Source organism: Arthrobacter sp. sptzw32, assembly GCF_059089735.1.
This window is the reverse complement of record NZ_JBNHEZ010000001.1, coordinates 637111-655439: the sequence shown is the minus strand read 5'-3', so window position 1 is coordinate 655439 and position 18329 is coordinate 637111. Positions and strand designations below refer to the sequence as shown.

At 64.3% G+C, this 18329-nt stretch carries 12 protein-coding genes and 2 tRNA genes; 8 read left to right on the top strand and 6 right to left on the bottom strand.

The genetic code is table 11. The features are described from left to right. Positions 1-50: 50 nt before the first annotated feature. The 5 genes from serA to ilvD form a co-directional block, all read right to left on the bottom strand. Complete coding sequence (gene serA / locus AC5RVN_RS03140; RefSeq protein WP_494039991.1) at positions 51-1640, bottom strand: phosphoglycerate dehydrogenase; 1590 nt, start codon at positions 1638-1640, stop codon at positions 51-53. Positions 1641-1767: 127 nt separating this feature from the next. Next, on the bottom strand, positions 1768-2793 hold the full coding sequence (gene ilvC, locus AC5RVN_RS03135) for a ketol-acid reductoisomerase (protein ID WP_494039992.1): 1026 nt from the start codon (positions 2791-2793) through the stop codon (positions 1768-1770). 90 nt (positions 2794-2883) lie between these two features. Next, positions 2884-3396: an acetolactate synthase small subunit gene (gene ilvN, locus AC5RVN_RS03130; RefSeq protein ID WP_079597732.1), complete on the bottom strand. Its 513-nt coding sequence runs from the start codon at positions 3394-3396 to the stop codon at positions 2884-2886. Positions 3397-3398: 2 nt separating this feature from the next. Next, positions 3399-5306: an acetolactate synthase large subunit gene (locus AC5RVN_RS03125; RefSeq protein ID WP_494039993.1), complete on the bottom strand. Its 1908-nt coding sequence runs from the start codon at positions 5304-5306 to the stop codon at positions 3399-3401. A 376-nt stretch (positions 5307-5682) separates the two neighbouring features. Further along, entirely contained in the window at positions 5683-7404 is a 1722-nt protein-coding gene (gene ilvD, locus AC5RVN_RS03120; protein WP_494137057.1) for a dihydroxy-acid dehydratase, read from the bottom strand. 329 nt (positions 7405-7733) lie between these two features. On the opposite strand from ilvD, the gene AC5RVN_RS03115 reads away from it, so the two are divergent. Both AC5RVN_RS03115 and AC5RVN_RS03110 read left to right on the top strand, forming a co-directional pair. After that, the gene (locus AC5RVN_RS03115) at positions 7734-8849 is read left to right on the top strand and encodes a sunset domain-containing protein (RefSeq protein WP_494137056.1); all 1116 of its coding nucleotides are present in this window, start codon (positions 7734-7736) and stop codon (positions 8847-8849) included. Between the two features lie 282 nt (positions 8850-9131). Beyond that, positions 9132-9207, top strand: a tRNA-Lys gene (locus AC5RVN_RS03110). A gap of 212 nt (positions 9208-9419) precedes the next feature. Here the strand turns inward: AC5RVN_RS03110 and AC5RVN_RS03105 are convergent. Next, the gene (locus AC5RVN_RS03105) at positions 9420-9878 is read right to left on the bottom strand and encodes a MarR family winged helix-turn-helix transcriptional regulator (protein ID WP_494040150.1); all 459 of its coding nucleotides are present in this window, start codon (positions 9876-9878) and stop codon (positions 9420-9422) included. Between the two features lie 96 nt (positions 9879-9974). On the opposite strand from AC5RVN_RS03105, the gene bcp reads away from it, so the two are divergent. From bcp to AC5RVN_RS03075, 6 genes are all read left to right on the top strand, one after another. Beyond that, positions 9975-10448: a thioredoxin-dependent thiol peroxidase gene (bcp, locus tag AC5RVN_RS03100; protein WP_494137055.1), complete on the top strand. Its 474-nt coding sequence runs from the start codon at positions 9975-9977 to the stop codon at positions 10446-10448. A gap of 129 nt (positions 10449-10577) precedes the next feature. Further along, a tRNA-Leu gene (locus AC5RVN_RS03095) sits at positions 10578-10659 on the top strand. Between the two features lie 248 nt (positions 10660-10907). Beyond that, on the top strand, positions 10908-11582 hold the full coding sequence (locus AC5RVN_RS03090; protein ID WP_494137054.1) for a fasciclin domain-containing protein: 675 nt from the start codon (positions 10908-10910) through the stop codon (positions 11580-11582). Between the two features lie 162 nt (positions 11583-11744). Next, positions 11745-13415, top strand: coding sequence for an ABC transporter substrate-binding protein (locus AC5RVN_RS03085; RefSeq protein WP_494137053.1), 1671 nt, complete (start codon positions 11745-11747; stop codon positions 13413-13415). 79 nt (positions 13416-13494) lie between these two features. After that, the gene (locus AC5RVN_RS03080; protein ID WP_494137052.1) at positions 13495-14997 is read left to right on the top strand and encodes a malate:quinone oxidoreductase; all 1503 of its coding nucleotides are present in this window, start codon (positions 13495-13497) and stop codon (positions 14995-14997) included. A gap of 71 nt (positions 14998-15068) precedes the next feature. Then, entirely contained in the window at positions 15069-18284 is a 3216-nt protein-coding gene (locus AC5RVN_RS03075) for an efflux RND transporter permease subunit (RefSeq protein WP_494040000.1), read from the top strand. The last annotated feature ends 45 nt before the right edge of the window (positions 18285-18329 follow it).

Sequence of the window (18329 nt, the reverse complement as noted above, 5' to 3'; positions counted from 1 at the left end):
GGGACGCGCCGAGCGGAGGGTGGCAGTGCGGCGTTTCGCCGGGCGCGGGCTTAGTCCTCCAGGTCCACTTCCCGGACCATTTCAGCGCCGATGCCGGCCTTGATGGCGTCCAGAACCTGCTGCGGTACGGAGCTGTCGATGGTCAGCAGCGCGAGCACCTGCCCGCCCTGGTCGTGGCGGGCCACCTGCATGCCGGCGATGTTGATGTTGTTCATGCCCAGGATGTGGCCGATGGTGCCGATCACGCCGGGACGGTCGGTGTAAGCGACCACCACAAGGTGCTCGCTGATCGGAATTTCCACCTCGAAGCCGTTAATGCCTACCAGCTTCTCGATCTGCTTGGGTCCGGTCAGGGTGCCGGCCACGGAGATCTGGCTGCCGTCGCTGAGCGCGCCGCGCAGGGTCAGGACATTGCGGTAGGACTCCGTCTCCGGTGAGGTCATCAGGCGGACGTTGATACCGCGCTGCTCAGCGATGACCGGGGCGTTGACGTAGGAGACCTGCTCTGTCACCACATCGGCGAAGACGCCCTTGAGGGCCGCCAGCTCCAGGACCTTGACGTCCAGGGAAGAGATCTCGCCGGCAACCTCCACGTCCAGCTGGGTCAGCGAATCGTGAGTCAGGGCGGTGAAGATTCGGCCCAGCTTCTCAATCAGCGGGATGCCGGGGCGGACGTCGGGGGCGATGACGCCGCCGGCAACGTTGACCGCGTCCGGCACCAGTTCCCCGGCCAGGGCGAGGCGGACGGACTTGGCCACCGAAACGCCCGCCTTTTCCTGGGCTTCATCGGTGGACGCGCCCAGGTGCGGGGTGACCACCACGTTGTCCAGCTTGAAGAACGGCAGGTCGGTGCTGGGCTCCTTGGCGAAGACATCCACACCGGCGCCGCCGATTTCGCCGTCCTGCAGGGCCGTAAACAGTGCCTCTTCATCCACGAGTCCGCCGCGGGCGACGTTGACCACGTAGGCGGTTTTCTTCATCTTCCTGAACGCGTCCGCGCCGAGCATGCCCACGGTTTCGGGGGTCTTGGGCATGTGGATGGTGATGAAGTCGGACTGGGCCAGGAGCTCGTCGAGGCTCACCAGCTGCACACCCAGCTGGGCTGCGCGGGCGGAGGTGATGTAGGGGTCGTAGGCCAGGATCTTGGTGTCGAACCCCTTCAGGCGGGCCGCGACGAGGGCACCGATCCGGCCCAGGCCGATGATGCCGATCTTCTTTTCGAACAGCTCTGTGCCCGTGTACTTGGAGCGCTTCCACTCGCCGTCCTTCAGCGCTGCACTGGCCTGCGGGATGTGGCGGGCCAGGCTGAGGATGTGCCCCACGGTGAGTTCTGCAGCGGAAACGATGTTGGACGTAGGGGCGTTGACCACCATCACGCCGGCCTGGGTGGCGGCCTTGATGTCCACGTTGTCCAGGCCCACGCCTGCGCGGGCGATGACCTTGAGGTTCTTTGCGGCCGCGATGGCTTCGGCGTCGACCTGCGTGGCCGAGCGGACCAGGATCGCGTCAACGTCGCTGATGGCAGAGAGCAGCTGGGAGCGGTCCGCGCCGTCGGTCTGGCGGATCTCGAAGTCCGGGCCGAGGGCCTCGACAGTGGCGGGGGAAAGTTCTTCGGCGAGCAGTACTACGGGTTTTGACACGTCTGGTCCTCTGCGTTGCAGTCCTGGGGATGGGAACAAGTCTAGGCCGACGGAAAGGCCGGGCTCACATTGTTAAGTGTGAACCCGGCCTCACAGCTGCCTCTATAGGGGCGCCTCGGTTGCGGCCTTAGCGGGCGGCGGAACCTTCAACGTAGTCAACGTCCTGCTGCTGCCAGGAGAACAGGGAACGCAGCTCGCGGCCGACAGCCTCGATGGGGTGCTGCTCGGCCTTGGCACGCAGTTCCTTGAACTCCACGCCGCCGTTGTCCTGGTCTTCGATGAAGCGCTTGGCGAAGGCACCGGACTGGATATCGGCGAGGACGGCCTGCATGTTTTCCTTGACCGCGGGGGTGATGACGCGGGGGCCGGAAACGTAGTCGCCGTACTCGGCGGTGTCGGAAACGCTCCAGCGCTGCTTGGCGATGCCGCCTTCCCACATGAGGTCAACGATGAGCTTGAGCTCATGGAGCACCTCGAAGTAGGCGATCTGGGGCTGGTAGCCGGCTTCGGTCAGGGTTTCGAAGCCGTACTGGACCAGCTGGGACACGCCGCCGCAAAGGACGGCCTGCTCGCCGAAGAGGTCCGTTTCGGTCTCTTCCGTGAAGGTGGTCTTGATGACGCCGGCGCGGGTGCCGCCGATTGCCTTGGCGTAGGACTTGGCCAGGTCCCAGGCAGAGCCGGAAGCATCCTGTTCAACGGCGATGATGTCGGGGATGCCGCGGCCTGCCTCGAACTCGCGGCGGACGGTGTGGCCGGGGGCCTTCGGGGCAACCAGGATGACGTCAACGCCCTCCGGTGCCTGGATGTAGCCGAAACGGATGTTGAAGCCGTGGGCGAAGGCGAGGGCCTTGCCGGGCTTCAGCTTGTCCTTGATGGAGTCGTTGTAGATTGAGCGCTGGTGCTGGTCCGGCGCAAGGATCATGATGACGTCGGCCCATTCGGCGGCGTCGGCGACGTTCTTGACGGTGAAGCCTGCGTCCTCGGCCTTGGCGGCGGACGTGGAGCCGTCCTTCAGCGCGATGACAACCTCGACGCCGGAATCACGCAGGTTCAGCGCGTGGGCGTGGCCCTGGGAGCCGTAGCCAACGATGGCAACCTTGCGGCCCTGGATGATCGACAGGTCGGCGTCGTCGTCGTAAAACATTTCAGTCACTTGCGTAACTCCTCTTGAGTGGATTTCCAGATAGGTGTGTGGTGGTGCGGTTACGGGCGGTGCGCCCTGCGGAGGGATCCTGGCGGAGTCCTACGCGGAACGCAGCGCCCTGTCACTCATGGAGCGGGATCCCCGTCCAACGGCCAGGGTGCCGGACTGCACAATTTCGCGGATGCCGAAGGGCTCAAGCACTGAGAGCAGTGCGGTGAGCTTTTCGGGGTGGCCTGTTGCTTCAATGACGACCGAATCGGTGGAAACGTCGACTACTGAGGCGCGGAACAGGTCTGCAGCCTGGGTCACCTGCAGACGTGTTGCGGCATCCGCACGTACCTTGACCAGGATGTGGTCACGCTGTACGGAAGATTCGGGGGTCAGCTCAACGATTTTGATGACGTTGATCAGTTTGTTGAGCTGCTTGGTGACCTGTTCGATGAGGTCGCCGTCGGCGTCGACCACCACGGTCATCCGGGAGATGCCCGGAACCTCGGTGGGGCCAACGGCCAGGGAGTTGATGTTGAAGGCGCGGCGGGCGAAGAGGCTTGCGACGCGGGTCAGCACGCCGGGTTTGTCTTCAACCAGGACGGAAAGTGTGTGGCGGCTCATGGTCAGTCCTCTTCTTCCCATTCCGGGGTCATGTTGCGGGCAACCTGGATCTGGTCGTTGCTCACGCCGGCGGGCACCATCGGCCACACCATGGAGTTTGGGCTTACCACGAAGTCGATGACCACGGGGCGGTCGTTGATGGCCAGGGCCTTCTGGATGGTGGCGTCGATGTCCTCGTCGCGTTCGCAGCGGAACGACGCGCAGCCGTAGGCCTCCCCCAGCTTGACGAAGTCCGGGATCCGGACGGTGTCATGGCCGGTGTTGAGGTCCGTGTTGGAGTAGCGGCCTTCGTAGAAGAGCGTCTGCCACTGGCGCACCATGCCCAGGGAGGAGTTGTTGATCACGGCGACCTTGATAGGGATGTTGTTGATCGCGCAGGTGGCCAGTTCCTGGTTGGTCATCTGGAAGCAGCCGTCGCCGTCGATGGCCCAGACCACCCGGTCCGGCTCGCCCACCTTTGCGCCCATGGCAGCCGGAACGGCATAGCCCATGGTGCCGGCACCGCCCGAGTTCAGCCAGGCGTGCGGCCGTTCGTACTTGATGAACTGCGCCGCCCACATCTGGTGCTGGCCGACGCCTGCCACATAGACGCCTTCGGGACCGGTCAGCGCACCGATGCGCTCGATGACTTTCTGCGGAGCAGTCAGTCCATCGTCCGGCTCAGTCCAGCCCAGTGGATAGGTTTCCTTGAGGTTGTTCAGGAAGGCCCACCAGGTGGTGAGGTCCGGAGTGCCCGACGCCTCGAACTGGGCCCGTACGGCGTCAGTGAGCTCCGGAATGATTTCCTTCACGGAACCAACGATGGGCACGTCGGCAGTGCGGTTCTTCGAGATCTCCGCGGGGTCGATGTCGGCGTGGATGACCTTCGCCATCGGCGCGAATGTCTTCAGGACGCCGGTAACGCGGTCGTCAAAGCGCGCGCCGAGGGTGATCAGGAGGTCGGCCTGCTGCAGGGCGGTCACGGCCGAGACGGTTCCGTGCATGCCGGGCATTCCCATGTGCTGCGGGTGGGAGTCCGGGAAGACACCCTTGGCCATCAGCGTGGTGACGACGGGAGCGCCGGTTGCTTCCGCCAGGGCCAGCAGCTCGGCGGAGGCATGTGCCTTGACCACGCCGCCGCCCACGTACAGCACGGGCTTGCGGGCCGCGGCGATCAGCTTGGCAGCTTCCCTGACCTGCTTGTTGTGGCCGCGGGTCACGGGACGGTAGCCGGGCAGGTCGACCCGGGGCGGCCAGGAGAAGGTCATCTGGCCAACCTGGGCGTCCTTGGCCACGTCCACCAGGACAGGACCCGGGCGGCCGGTGGAGGCGAGGTGGAACGCCTCCGCCATGACGTGCGGGATGTCGTTGGGGTCGGTCACCAGGAAGGAGTGCTTCGTGATGGGCATGGTGATGCCCACGATGTCAGCTTCCTGGAACGCATCGGTGCCGATCACACCGCTGGATACCTGGCCGGTAATGGCCACCAGCGGCACGGAGTCCATGTGGGCATCCATGATGGCGGTGACGAGGTTGGTGGCGCCCGGGCCCGAGGTGGCGATGCACACGCCTACCCGCCCGGTGACCATGGCGTAGCCTTGCGCGGCGTGGCCGGCTCCCTGCTCGTGACGGACCAGGACGTGGTTCATGCTGGAGGCCATCAAGGGGTCGTAGGTGGGCAGGATCGCGCCACCGGGCAAACCGAAAATATCGTCGACGCCGAGTTCTTCGAGCGAGCGGACAATAGCTTGCGAGCCGGTCATCACCGTTGGGGGTACAACGTTGTTCGGCCCAAGGACAGGAGAGACGGCAGCAAGGTCAGCGACGGCGACGGCGTGCTCTGCCGTACGGTCGGCGCGTTCCGGAGCCTTGGGGGCTCCAGCGGACTTGGTAGCCATCAGCGAGGGGCTGATGGGCGATCCTTTGCTCATCGGACTCTTCCTTGTGGATCATCTGTGTGGTTCATGGAGACTGCGGGGAAATAAAAAAACCCCTCAGCCTGGCGGCTCTTCGAGGGGTTGCGCGTGACGGTTCGTTACCGTGGGCTAATATGCCACGCGCTGGATAAGGACGACGACTGCAACTGCGGCAGCGCGGCTGGTAACGAAAGTCATGCGTTCAGTTTTCCCTCTGGGCGAGATAAGTGTCAACGAGGCAGTTCCCTATCTCACCATGTGGACTACGCTGTCCACGGTGCGATCCTACCCCGAACTTCCGGCGAAGGCGCCGTCCGCCGGGGCCCTGGATCACCCCCTGTTACGCCCCTGCCTCCAGCGGCTGGTTCACCGCCGGAGGCTTGGGTTCCTGCTAGCCGGTGTAGGCACCGGTGCTGGCGCTGTGCACCAGCTTGGCGTACTTCGCCAGGACGCCCTTGGTGTAACGGGCGGGCAGGGGCTCCCAGCCCACCTTGCGGGCTTCGAGCTCTGCCTCGTCCACCAGCAGGTCAAAGCTGCGGGCTGCAATGTCCACCCGGATCCGGTCGCCGTCCTTGACGAAGGCGATGGGTCCGCCGTCGACTGCCTCGGGGGCGACGTGGCCGATGCAGAGGCCCGTGGTGCCGCCGGAGAAGCGGCCATCCGTCAGGAGCAGGACGTCCTTGCCGAGGCCCGCACCCTTGATGGCGCCGGTGATGGCAAGCATTTCGCGCATGCCCGGGCCGCCCTTGGGACCTTCATAGCGGATCACCACAACGTCGCCCGCGTGGATCTGGCCGTTGTCCAGCGCATCCAGGGCGCCCTGTTCACGCTCGAAGACGCGGGCCGTACCCTCGAAGACGTCAGCGTCGAATCCCGCGCTCTTCACCACTGCACCCTCAGGGGCCATGGAGCCGTGCAGAATGGTGATGCCGCCGGTCTTGTGGATGGGGTTGTCCAGCGCACGCAGGATCTTTCCATCAACGTCCGGCGGGTTGATCGCCTCGAGGTTTTCCGCCACGGTCTTGCCGGTGACGGTGAGGCAGTCGCCGTGCAGCAGGCCGGCGTCGAGCAGTGCCTTCATGATCACCGGCACGCCGCCGATCTTGTCGACGTCGGTCATGACGTAGCGGCCGAAGGGCTTGAGGTCGCCCAGGTGCGGAATCTTGTCGCCGATGCGGTTGAAGTCATCGAGGGTCAGCTCGACTTCGGCTTCGCGGGCGATGGCCAGCAGGTGGAGCACAGCGTTGGTGGAGCCACCGAAGGCCATGGTGACGGCGATGGCGTTTTCGAAGGCCTTCCGGGTCATGATGTCGCGCGCGGTGATGCCCTTGCGGAGCAGGTTGACCACCGCTTCACCGGACTTGCGGGCAAATTCATCACGACGGCGGTCTGCCGAGGGCGGGGCGGCCGAACCGGGCAGTGACATTCCCAGGGCCTCGCCGATGCAGGCCATGGTGTTGGCCGTGTACATGCCACCGCAGGCGCCTTCGCCGGGGCAGATGGCCTTTTCGATGCGGGTGAGGTCCTCAAGGCTCATCTTGCCGGCGGCACAGGCGCCAACAGCCTCGAAGGCGTCGATGAGGGTCACTTCCTTCTCGGACCCGTCCTCGAGCTTTACCCACCCCGGCATGATGGAGCCGGCATAGAGGAAGACGCTGGACAGATCGAGGCGGGCGGCCGCCATCAGCATGCCCGGGAGGGACTTGTCGCAGCCGGCCAGCAGGACGGAGCCGTCGATCCGTTCGGCCTGCATCACGGTTTCCACGGAGTCGGCAATGACTTCGCGGGACACCAGTGAAAAATGCATGCCTTCGTGGCCCATGGAGATGCCGTCCGAAACCGAGATGGTGCCGAACTGCATGGGGAAGCCCCCGCCGGCGTGCACGCCTTCCTTGGCGCCCTGTGCGAGGCGGTTGAGGGAGAGGTTGCAGGGGGTAATTTCGTTCCAGGAACTCGCGACGCCGACCTGGGGCTTGGCGAAGTCGTCATCGCCCATGCCTACCGCGCGGAACATGCCGCGCGCCGGGGCGGCGTGGATGCCGTCAGTTACTACCCGGCTGCGGGGCTTGATGTCAGGCTTTTTGTCGGTCGCGATCTGGGTGTCCTCACTCATAGGGAAAATTCTAGGGCTCCCCGGCGGTGCCCGGGGACAGGATCTCCCGGGTAGGGCCGAAAACGGGGAAAATTTTGCTCAGATGATGGACGTTCGTCTCACATAATGAGATACGCGCGCTGCCCGGATGGTTCTGCGGGGGCTTCTTGCGGCCTCTGCGGCCTCAGATTAGATTCATGGCTGTTGCCCAATAGATCTTCATGGCCGGATACGCCCCCGGCCCACTCCTGGGTTTCGGAAGTACAAGCATGTCAAGGTGCTGGACACCGCTGTTGAGCCGACGTAGCGTCGGGGAAAGTGCACCCTGCCATCCGACTGAAGGACCCGCCATGGACTTTGTCTTCTGGATCATACTGCTCGTTGTGATTGCCGCTGTTGGATGGTGGTGGCTCAAGCGCAAAAATTCCTCCGCTCCCAAAGAGAGCACCAGCCAGGCCGAAGGCGCCCGGGCGGGCGCCGGCAGCCGCCCTGACGGCGCTGCCAGGACCGAGGACAGTGCCAAGGCCGAGGACAGTGCCCAGGCCGAGGACAATGCCCGGACCGGCGGTGCCCTTGCCGGCGGCAGCGCCGCCCCCTCCGCCGAAGCTGCGGCCACCGCCGGCATGGCCGGCGTTGCCGGATCCGGCGCCCCGGCCGTGCCCGCTGCACCCACCACTGCCGATGAACCGGTTGAAAAAAGGGCCACGCCGGCAGAGACTCCGAACGCATCCCGGGGCACCAGCAGGACAGGAGCAACTGCGATGACCGCGGCGACGGGCAGCGCAGCAGGAGCAGCAAAGGACGAACGCCGGGTCAAGGACGAAGCTGAATGGGAAACCCAGTGGTCGGAGGCGGGACCTGCCCACGTCGATGAGCATGCAGCTCACCGGCAAAGTGCCGCCCCGGCGTCAGCCACCCCATCCCCCGCGCAACCGGAACCAGTCGGACAGGCGCCCGTCCATCATCCGGAATACACCGAACCACACGCGCCCACCCTGCCCGGCGCCGAAACTGCGGCCTTGGAGGATGCAGAGGACGCCGGCCCAGGGACTGCCCTCCCGGCCGCGGCCCACAACGCGGCGGGCCCCAACGAGAGCGATCGGCACCCCATTGCCGGTGTCCGCGTCCCCCATGATGCCGCCGCCGCTGAGACCCGGGACAGGGCACAGTCCTCGGCATTGGTCGAAACTGGAGCGGACCGTACCCAGGCCCCGTCAGGCGGCACTGCCCAGGCTGAGCCGGCCGGGCATCTCGCGGCAGAGGAACCCTATGGCCAGGGATCGGCGTCGGCCGCGGCTGACGGCAGCGGCCCGGCGGACTACACCGTCAAGGGCGACGCCGGTGCCATGGTCTATTACGAGGAGGGACACCCCGAGTATGAGCTGGCCAGGGCTGAAGTGTGGTTTGAGTCGGCCGCCCACGCCGAGGCTGCAGGCTTCAGGGCGCCACGGCGGAGGCGGCTCTAGCGGAACCCGCCCCGGCCGGGCAAGAGAGGAGCCCCACCGCTGTGGCCCATTTCACAAGGAAGCGCGGCCGGATCCTCGGCGCATCGGGGGCGCTTCGCGGCAGTTCTTGGCTGCCCGCCAGCAACGAAAACCCCGGCTTTTCGCTGTTTCGGCCCCCTGGAGGCCAGGCAGGAAATGCAAGGAGGCGTCGATTTCACATGCACCAAAAGTTCGTGTAGAGTTTCATGTCGTTGCGGAGATCAACGAGGAAACAAAAAGCCCCAAACGGTCGAAACAAAAGATGCACCTCTAGCTCAATTGGCAGAGCAATTGACTCTTAATCAATGGGTTCCGGGTTCAAGTCCCGGGGGGTGCACCACTGGGAAAACAGCCCCTGGCTTGCGGAAACGTGAGCCAGGGGCTGTTTTGTTTTATCCGGTGCCTGCGGCCCGCCCGCAGCAAATATCGTTCTGCTGCTGCCGCCCCACCTTCATCGTCGGGGGCCTGTATACAAAAGGCGTGACCTCAGCTTCGGAAGAAGCTGCGATCACGCCTGGAAGCGGGCTGCGCCCGCAATACTTCCAGGGACGCCTAGGGAGTCATGGATGAATTGTTGAGCAGTTCTCCGGTTGCCTGCGTTCCGAACTGGCTTGCCAGCTCGCGGACAACGGCCTTAAGTTCCTGCCGGAGGGCATCAGGATCAATGGTGGCAGCGGCGAGCACAGTTCGCTCCATCTCCACGGCAGCGGCAACGGCTTCCTTGCCCCGTTCCGTGAGTGACACCACATGGCTCCTGCGGTCCGAGGTGCTGCGGACGCGGGCAATGTGGCCGTGCGACTCCAGCCGGCTGAGGGTTTTCCCCATGGTCTGGGCCTGGACACGCACATATTGGGCAAGCTGTGCCTGCGTCATGGGTCCTTGCGCGTTGAGAACCTCGATGGCAATAACCCCCGCATGAGTGAGGCCTATGGCCCCAAGCTTTTCGTTCCAGGAGTGTTCCACGAGGCGCGCAGCAGTGGACAGGAGGCGGCCTGTGGGCCAGTGATCCATATCAGGCATAGCAGCAAGTATAGCCAAGTGTCGATTGGCACTGGTCCCGACCGCTTACTAGGCTGTTATGTCCCGCCTGCAACAAGGAGAAAAACATTGGCTGACAGACTCGTAACCGGTGACCAAGCGCCCCTCTTCACGCTCAAGGATTCAGCCGGTAACGACGCCGGCCTGGCACCGCGCGCGGGCCGTCACACCATTGTCTATTTCTACCCGGCAGCGGCTACCCCCGGATGCACCAAGGAAGCCTGCGACTTCCGGGACAACCTGGCCTCCCTGCAGTCAGCGGGCTATGACGTCCTGGGCATCTCCCCCGACCCGGTGGAGAAACTTGCAAAATTTGCGGCCCAGGAATCCCTCAGCTTCCCCTTGCTCTCCGATGAGGACCATGCCGTAGCGGAGGCCTACGGGGCCTGGGGCGAAAAGAAAAACTATGGCAAGACCTACCAGGGCCTGATCCGCTCCACCATTGTGGTTGCGCCGGACGGCAAGGTGGCGCTTGCCCAGTACAACGTCCGCGCCACCGGGCACGTGGCGAAACTCCGCCGTGACCTTAAGCTGGATGCCTGACCCCGAGCCCGGCGAAGGACCTGGGGGCGCTGACGCAGGTCCTTCCCGGGCGAGGCTACAATAAAAACTGGGATCCGGCGTCGTACGTATCCCGGCCCGGGTAATGGTGCGGACACCCAGCCGGGCAAGGCGCGAGTGGTGAAATTGGCAGACACGCAGGATTTAGGTTCCTGTGCCTTCGGGCGTGGGGGTTCAAGTCCCCCCTTGCGCACAATTGGAAAGAGATCCTCCGGCTCCGGCCGGGGGATCTTCTTCGTTTTAAACCCGCCCGCGGTGCTGAATATGCAGCAATTCGCAGCCCTCCGAAAAACTTCCTGCTTTTTGACCCATCCGCATTAGTGGAACTCCCGAATACCCATTGAGACACCAGCCAAGGGCAGGTGCCCACAAGCCAAAGGCGAACAAGGCCCCGGACAACCGGTCCGCGGCCGGTGAAACGCTAATCCAAGGAGAACCGAAATGCAGACAATCAAGCGCACAACTTTCACGGTCGCAGGCGTTGCAGCTGCCGCTCTGCTGAGCCTGACGGCGTGTGGCGGCTCGGCCGGCAGCACAAGTTCATCCGCCCCGTCCGCCGCACCATCGGCCTCCACCATGGCTCCTTCCCCATCAGCCAGCTCCTCTGCCGCCGCCATGGATCCGGCCGCCAACCTGGTTGGCCCCGGTTGCGCAGGGTACGCCGAGCAGGTTCCCACCGGTGCCGGCTCCGTTGAAGGCATGGCTCTGGATCCGGTAGCGGTCGCCGCGTCCAACAACCCGATCCTCACCACCCTGACGTCCGCCGTATCCGGCAAGCTGAACCCGAAGGTGGACCTGGTGGACACCCTCAACGGCGGTGAATTCACTGTCTTCGCCCCGGTTGATGACGCCTTCGCCAAGATCGACGCCGCCACCATCGAAACACTGAAGACGGACGACGCCCTCCTGAGCAAAATCCTCACCTACCACGTAGTGCCGGGCCAGATTACTCCTGACAAGATCGCCGGCACCCACGCCACTGTCCAGGGCGGTTCGGTCACCGTTTCCGGCAGCGGGGACACCCTCAAGGTCGATGACGCCAACGTGATCTGCGGCGGCGTCCAGACCAAGAACGCCACGGTCTACCTGATCGATTCGGTACTGATGCCCAAGTAATTCCGCAACGATGGCCCGGTGCCCGCTCCGCAAGGACCGGGCACCGGGCTTTTGCCTGAGGTCCTCTGGCCGTGGTCCTTCCTGAAACGGGAGTACCGGTCAACTAGACTGGGTCCCGGCCCGCAGTCGGCGGCGCCGGCAAGATCCAGAGGTGATAAGCGAGTGCCCAGCAGTCCATCGCGGCGGACGGTCATCACGGCCGGGGCCGCCCTCCTGGCATTGAGCGTCGCATCCTGTACGGGCATTCCCGCACCCTCGCCCTCGTCATCCACGCCGACTCCCAGCACCTCCGCAGAACCCATCGCCACCTTCAACTTCGGCACCGCAGTGCAGCCGTTGGGCCTCGACCCTGCGCTGTCCAGCGACGTTGAATCCCAGCGCATCACCCGGCAGATCCTCGAGGGGCTGGTGGGCGTGGACCAGACCACCGGAAAACCAACCCCGCTGCTGGCCATTGAGTGGAGAGAATCAAACGAGGGCCGCAGCTACACGTTCAAGTTGCGCAGCGGGGTCACCTTCCAGGACGGTACTCCTTTCAACGCCGACGCCGTGTGTACCAACTTCAACAGGTGGTTTGCGTTCTCTGAAGACCTCCGCCGGAAGGCCCCCGGCAGTTCGTTCCAAGACGTGTTCAAGGCGCATGCCGACGAGCCGGAGCTGTCCATTTTCAAGAGTTGCACCGCATTGTCCGCCGACACTGTGCAGATCGACCTGACGCAGCGCTTCACCGCATTCCTGCAGGCCCTGACCTTGCCTGCCTTCGCCATCGCCTCCCCCTCAGCACTGGCCGCCGGCACCGCAGATGTCCTGGACCAGACCCGCGGCGGCCAGGCCACCTCGGCCTTCGGCGCCAACCCGGTGGGCACAGGTCCGTTCAGCCTGAAGTCCTGGGACGAAGGCAGCGTCACCCTGGTCAGCAACCCGTCCTACTGGGGGGACCGCGGCCAGATCGCCACCATCAACTTCGTGGCCTACAACCACCCACAGGCACGTCTCCAGGCGCTTTTGGAGGGCAAGATCGACGGATACGACGCCGTGACGGTGGGAAACTTCGACCAGCTTGTGAAGCGCGGCAAGCAAATTGTGCAGCGCGATCCGTTCTCGGTGATGTACCTGGGTATCAACCAGGAGATTCCGGTCCTGCAGAACCAGAAAGTCCGGCAGGCCATCGAACTGGCGATCGACAAAGAGACGTTGATCCGGAAGTTCTTCATCGACAACACCGCAGCCGCCACGCAGTTTGTCCCGCCCAAGATCAGCGGCTTCAACAACGACGCCCCTGCGCTGGGCCACGATCCGGCAAAGGCCAAGGAGTACCTCAAGGAGGCCGGGTACGCCGGCGAAGCGCTGAGGTTCTACTATCCGTTGAATGTCACCCGGCCGTACCTTCCCACCCCCGAAAAGGTGTACGCCGAGATCAGCCGGCAGCTGACAGCGGCGGGCTTCAACATCCAGCCCGTGCCCGTTGATTGGTCCGACGGCTATCTCCAGAAAGTCCAGTCCCCCGGTGACCACGCCCTGCATCTTTTGGGCTGGAACGGGTCCTACTCCGACGCCGACAACTTTGTGGGACCCCTCTTCGGGGAAAAGAACGGCGAGTTCGGCTACCAGGACCCGCAGGTTTTCTCGAAGATCAACCGGGCACGCGGTTTGCCCGAGGGAGAGGAACGCGATGAGCAGTATCACACCATCAATGCCCAGATCGCAGCGTCAGTTCCCGCCGTGCCCATTGCCTTCCCCATCTCCGCGCTGGCCCTTTCGGACCGGGTACTGAGTTATCCGGCTTCCCCTGTCTTAAATGAAGTTTTCACCAAAGTGCAATTGAAGCCTTGACGGGCCAGCCCAATTTCAGTAGTAGGGCTGCCCGGGGATATTCTGTGACAGCCAGAGCCGCTGCAATCGGAGACTGATCGTGACCTTCATTTCCAAGACCCCACATGCCGACGTCGTCCTGATTGGCGGTGGCATCATGAGCGCCACGCTGGGGGCATTCATCAAGCAGCTGGAGCCGAACTGGACCATCTCCATGTTCGAACGGCTGGACCAGCCTGGGCTGGAAAGCTCGGACCCCTGGAACAACGCCGGAACCGGGCACGCTGCCCTCTGTGAACTCAACTACTCCCCCGCAGCCAAAGACGGCTCGGTGGACCCCACCAAGGCGCTGCTCATCAACGAACAGTTCCAGCTGTCCCGCCAATTCTGGTCACACCTCGTGGACCAGTCCCTGATCGGGTCGCCCAAGGGCTTTATCAACACCGTGCCGCACATGAGCTTTGTCATTGGCGAGGCGAACACCAGGTTCCTGAAGACCCGTTACGAGGCGCTCAAGCCCCACGCCCTGTTCCGCAGCATGGAATACTCCGAAGACCACGGCCAGATCGGCAAGTGGGCTCCGCTGATCGTCAAGGGGCGCGACCCCAAAGCCCGGATCGCAGCTACCCGCGCCACCGAAGGCACCGATGTGGACTTCGGGGCACTGACCCGGGAGCTGACTACCTACCTGGGGAACAACGGCGTCGAAATCAACTACGGCCACGATGTCACGGGGATCTCCAAGGCGTCCGACGGCGGCTGGACCCTTTCGCTGAAGTACCCCAAGTCCGGGGAACACGGCAAAATCCACGCCAAGTTCGTCTTCGTGGGCGCCGGCGGAGGCGCACTCCACCTGCTCCAGGCCTCCGGGATCCCGGAAAGCAAGGGTTACGGCGGGTTCCCGGTCTCCGGCCAGTTCTTCCGCTGCACCGACGAGACCATCGCCGCGCAGCACAGTGCCAAAGTCTACGGCCAGGCATCCGTGGGAGCTCCCCCCATGTCCGTGCCACACCTGGACACCCGTTACGTCAACGGCAAGCGCTCCCTGCTCTTTGGCCCCTACGCCGGCTTCTCCACCAACTTCCTGAAGAACGGCTCCTACCTGGACCTGCCGCTGTCCATCCGGCCCGGCAACATCATCCCCATGCTTGCCGTTGCCAAGGACAACATGGACCTCACCGCCTACCTGGTCAAGGAAGTGGCCAAGAAGCACGCGGACAAGGTGGAAGCCCTCCGGGAGTACTACCCCGAGGCAAAAGCAGGCGACTGGGAACTGATTACCGCTGGCCAGCGTGTACAGATCATCAAGAAAGACCCGCAGAAGGGCGGCATCCTCCAGTTCGGCACCGAAGTGATTGCCGGCCGTGACGGCACCATCGGCGCACTCCTCGGTGCTTCCCCGGGAGCTTCCACCGCGGTGCCCATCATGATCGAACTGCTCCGGAAGGCCTTCCCGAAGAACTTCAAGGGCTGGCAGTCCAAGCTGAAGGACATGATGCCCGGCTACGGGGTCAAACTCGATGACAACCCGGAACTTGCCGTGGAACTCGAAAGGGCGACGGCCAGGTCCCTTCAGCTGGAGAGCGTTTCCGCCACCCACTGACCCCTGCCGGGGTGAGTGGCCGGCCTCCGGCACGCAACAGTTTTGTTAGAACCCCACAGGAGACCAATTCGATGTTCCGGCTGGCACAACTGTCCCTTGCAAACCGGGCATTGATCGCACTGGTCACCGTTTTCGCTTCCGTGTTCGGCGTGATCACCATGTCGTCACTGAAGCAGGAGCTCATCCCGTCGATTGAGTTCCCCCAGATCACGGTGCTGACCGCCATGCCCGGGGCTTCCCCGGAGGTAGTGGACAAGCAGGTCAGCGGGCCATTGGAGACAGCGCTGAACGGCGTGGAGGGGCTGGAATCCACCTCCTCCACGTCGCGCAACGGCGTTTCGCAGATCACCATGGTCTTTACCTACGGCTCCAACCTGGATCGCGCCCGCAACCAGATCGACCGGGCCATCTCCAACGCCAAGCGTTCACTGCCCGAGGACGTACAGCCGCAGGCCTTTGCCGGCAGCATCAACGACTTCCCCATCGTGTTCCTGGCGGTGTCCTCGGATAAATCGCTCAGCGAACTGAACGCGGACCTCCAGCGGCTGAGCGTGCCGCGGCTGCAGAAGATCGACGGCGTCCGGGGTGCCGACGTGACCGGCGGCGCCACGCAGCACATCGCGATCCTTCCCCGCCCCGACGCCATGGCTTCCGCCGGCGCCACCATCACCTCCATTCGCGATGCACTGGGCAACAACGGCTCCCTGGTTCCGGCGGGCACCCTCGAGGAGCAGGGGAAAACCCTGTCCCTTCAGATCGGCAGCCCGGTCGACTCCCTGGACGCCATCAAGGCGCTCCCCCTCGCCGGGGCGAAAAACGCGGCCACCATCGGCACCGTGGCCGACGTTTCCCTCCAGGACGACGAACGAACATCCATCACGCGGACCAACGGTGAAGAAACCCTCGCCGTCTCGGTCACCAAAAAGCCCGAAGGCGACACTGTAGGCATCTCGCATGCCGTCCGGGACACCCTGGACGAACTTGAGGCCGAGCTGGGATCGAACGCGAAGTTCACGCCGGTATTTGACCAGGCACCCTTCATCGAAAAATCCATCAAGGACCTCACCACTGAGGGCCTGCTGGGACTGGGGTTCGCCGTCGCGGTCATCCTGGTCTTCCTGATGTCAGCGCGCTCCACGCTGGTAACGGCCGTATCCATCCCGCTCTCGCTCCTGATCACGTTCATCGGCCTGTCCGCCACCCGGTACTCGCTGAACATCCTCACCCTTGGCGCGCTGACCATTGCCATCGGCCGGGTGGTTGACGACTCCATCGTGGTCATCGAAAACATCAAGCGGCACCTCAGCTACGGCGAAGACAAGATCACCGCCATCCTGACCGCCATCAGGGAAGTAGCCGGCGCCATCACGGCATCCACCCTCACCACGGTGGCCGTTTTCCTCCCCATCGCTTTTGTGGGCGAACTGGCCGGTGAGCTGTTCAGGCCCTTCGCCCTCACGGTCACCATGGCCCTGCTGGCCTCCCTGCTGGTCTCCCTGACCATAGTTCCGGTGCTTGCTTACTGGTTCCTGCGCAATCCGGTTCCCAGCCGGGACAGGGCCGCCGGGCAGGATGCAGCCGCCGCCCGGGCCAAGGCGCTTGAAGCAGAACAGCGCAGCAGGCTGCAGCGCGGATACCTGCCCATCCTTTCCAAAACCCAGAAGCATCCGGTGACCACCCTCGTTGCCGCCGCCCTGGTCCTGGGTGCAACCGCTGCCATGACGCCGCTGCTGGCCACGAACCTGCTGGGCAATTCGGGCCAGAACAGCCTGACCGTCCGGCAGGTGCTTCCTGCCGGCACCAGCCTGGCGGACACAAGTGCTGCAGCCATCCGCCTTGAGGAGGTCCTTCGCGGGATCGACGGCGTCCGCGACATCCAGCTGACGTCCGGCAATGCCCAGGCTGGCTTTGCCGCGCTCACCTCAACCGGCTCCTCCAACTCCACCTTCACAGTGGTGACGGATGAAAAGGCAGACCAGGAGCAACTGCAGGAGACGGTGCGGAACGAACTGGCAAAGGTTCCCGATTCGGGAAAGGTTTCCGTGGGCACCCAGCAGGGCGGCTTCGGAACCTCGTCCACTGTGGACATCACTATCAAGGCCGCCAGCACGGAGGACCTCCGGACGGCAAGCGACACCATGGTCGAGGCCATGACCGGCGTACCGGGCACCAGTGAAGTGGCCACCAACCTTGCCGCCAGCCAGCCGGTGGTACAGGTGAAAGTGGACAGGGCGAAAGCCGTGGCCGCTGGGCTCAACGAAGAACAGGTGGCCGGGGTCCTCGCTTCGGCCATCAGCCCCATCCCCGCCGGAACGGTGAGGATCGACACCGACGACTTCCCGGTGCAGATCGGCCAGGGCACCAGGTTCACAAGCATTGAGGCCGTCCGCCAAATCCCCCTGCCGGCCACCGGCGGGCCGGTCCCGCTGGGCAGCATTGCCTCGGTGGAGCAGCTGGACGTGCCGGTATCCATCACCGCGAGCAACGGCCAGCGCACCGCGCGCGTCTCGGTGACGCCGTCGGAATCCAATCTCGGGGCGGTCAACGCGGAAGTCCAGAAACGACTTGACGGAGTGCAGCTGCCGGCCGGAGTCACTGCCGAACTCGGCGGTGCCACCACCCAGCAGCAGGAATCCTTCCAGCAACTGGGGCTCGCCCTGCTGGCCGCGATCGCTATCGTCTATGTGATCATGGTGGCCACCTTCAAGTCACTGATCCAGCCGTTGATCCTGCTGGTCTCGGTGCCGTTCGCGGCCACGGGCGCCGTGGCCCTGCTCCTGGTAACGGGGGTTCCGCTGGGGCTGCCCTCCCTGATCGGCATGCTGATGCTGGTGGGGATCGTGGTCACCAACGCCATTGTGCTGATCGACCTCATCAACCAGTACCGGCAGCCCCGCGACGGGCGCCCGGGCATGAACGTGGCAGACGCCATCACGCACGGCGCCCGCCAGCGGCTTCGCCCTATCCTGATGACCGCTCTGGCCACCGTTTTTGCCCTCACCCCCATGGCGCTGGGCCTCACCGGCGGCGGGGGCTTCATCTCGCAGCCCCTGGCAGTGGTGGTCATAGGCGGCCTTACGTCCTCGACCGCCCTGACCCTGGTCCTGGTACCTGTGCTGTACCGCCTCGTGGAGGGCCGCCGGGAAAGGAAGGCACTGCTCCGGGAACTGCAGGAACGCCCGGAGTTTGGCCCCGCTGCTGACGTGGACGAAGAGTTCCGTGACTGGACCACCGGCATCGTCCCCAAGGTCAGCGGACGCCGCGCTGCCCCCGAAAGCCCCGAGTAGCCCCAAGCAGCCCCGGTAAGGCAGCAGCGGAATATTCTCCGGCCG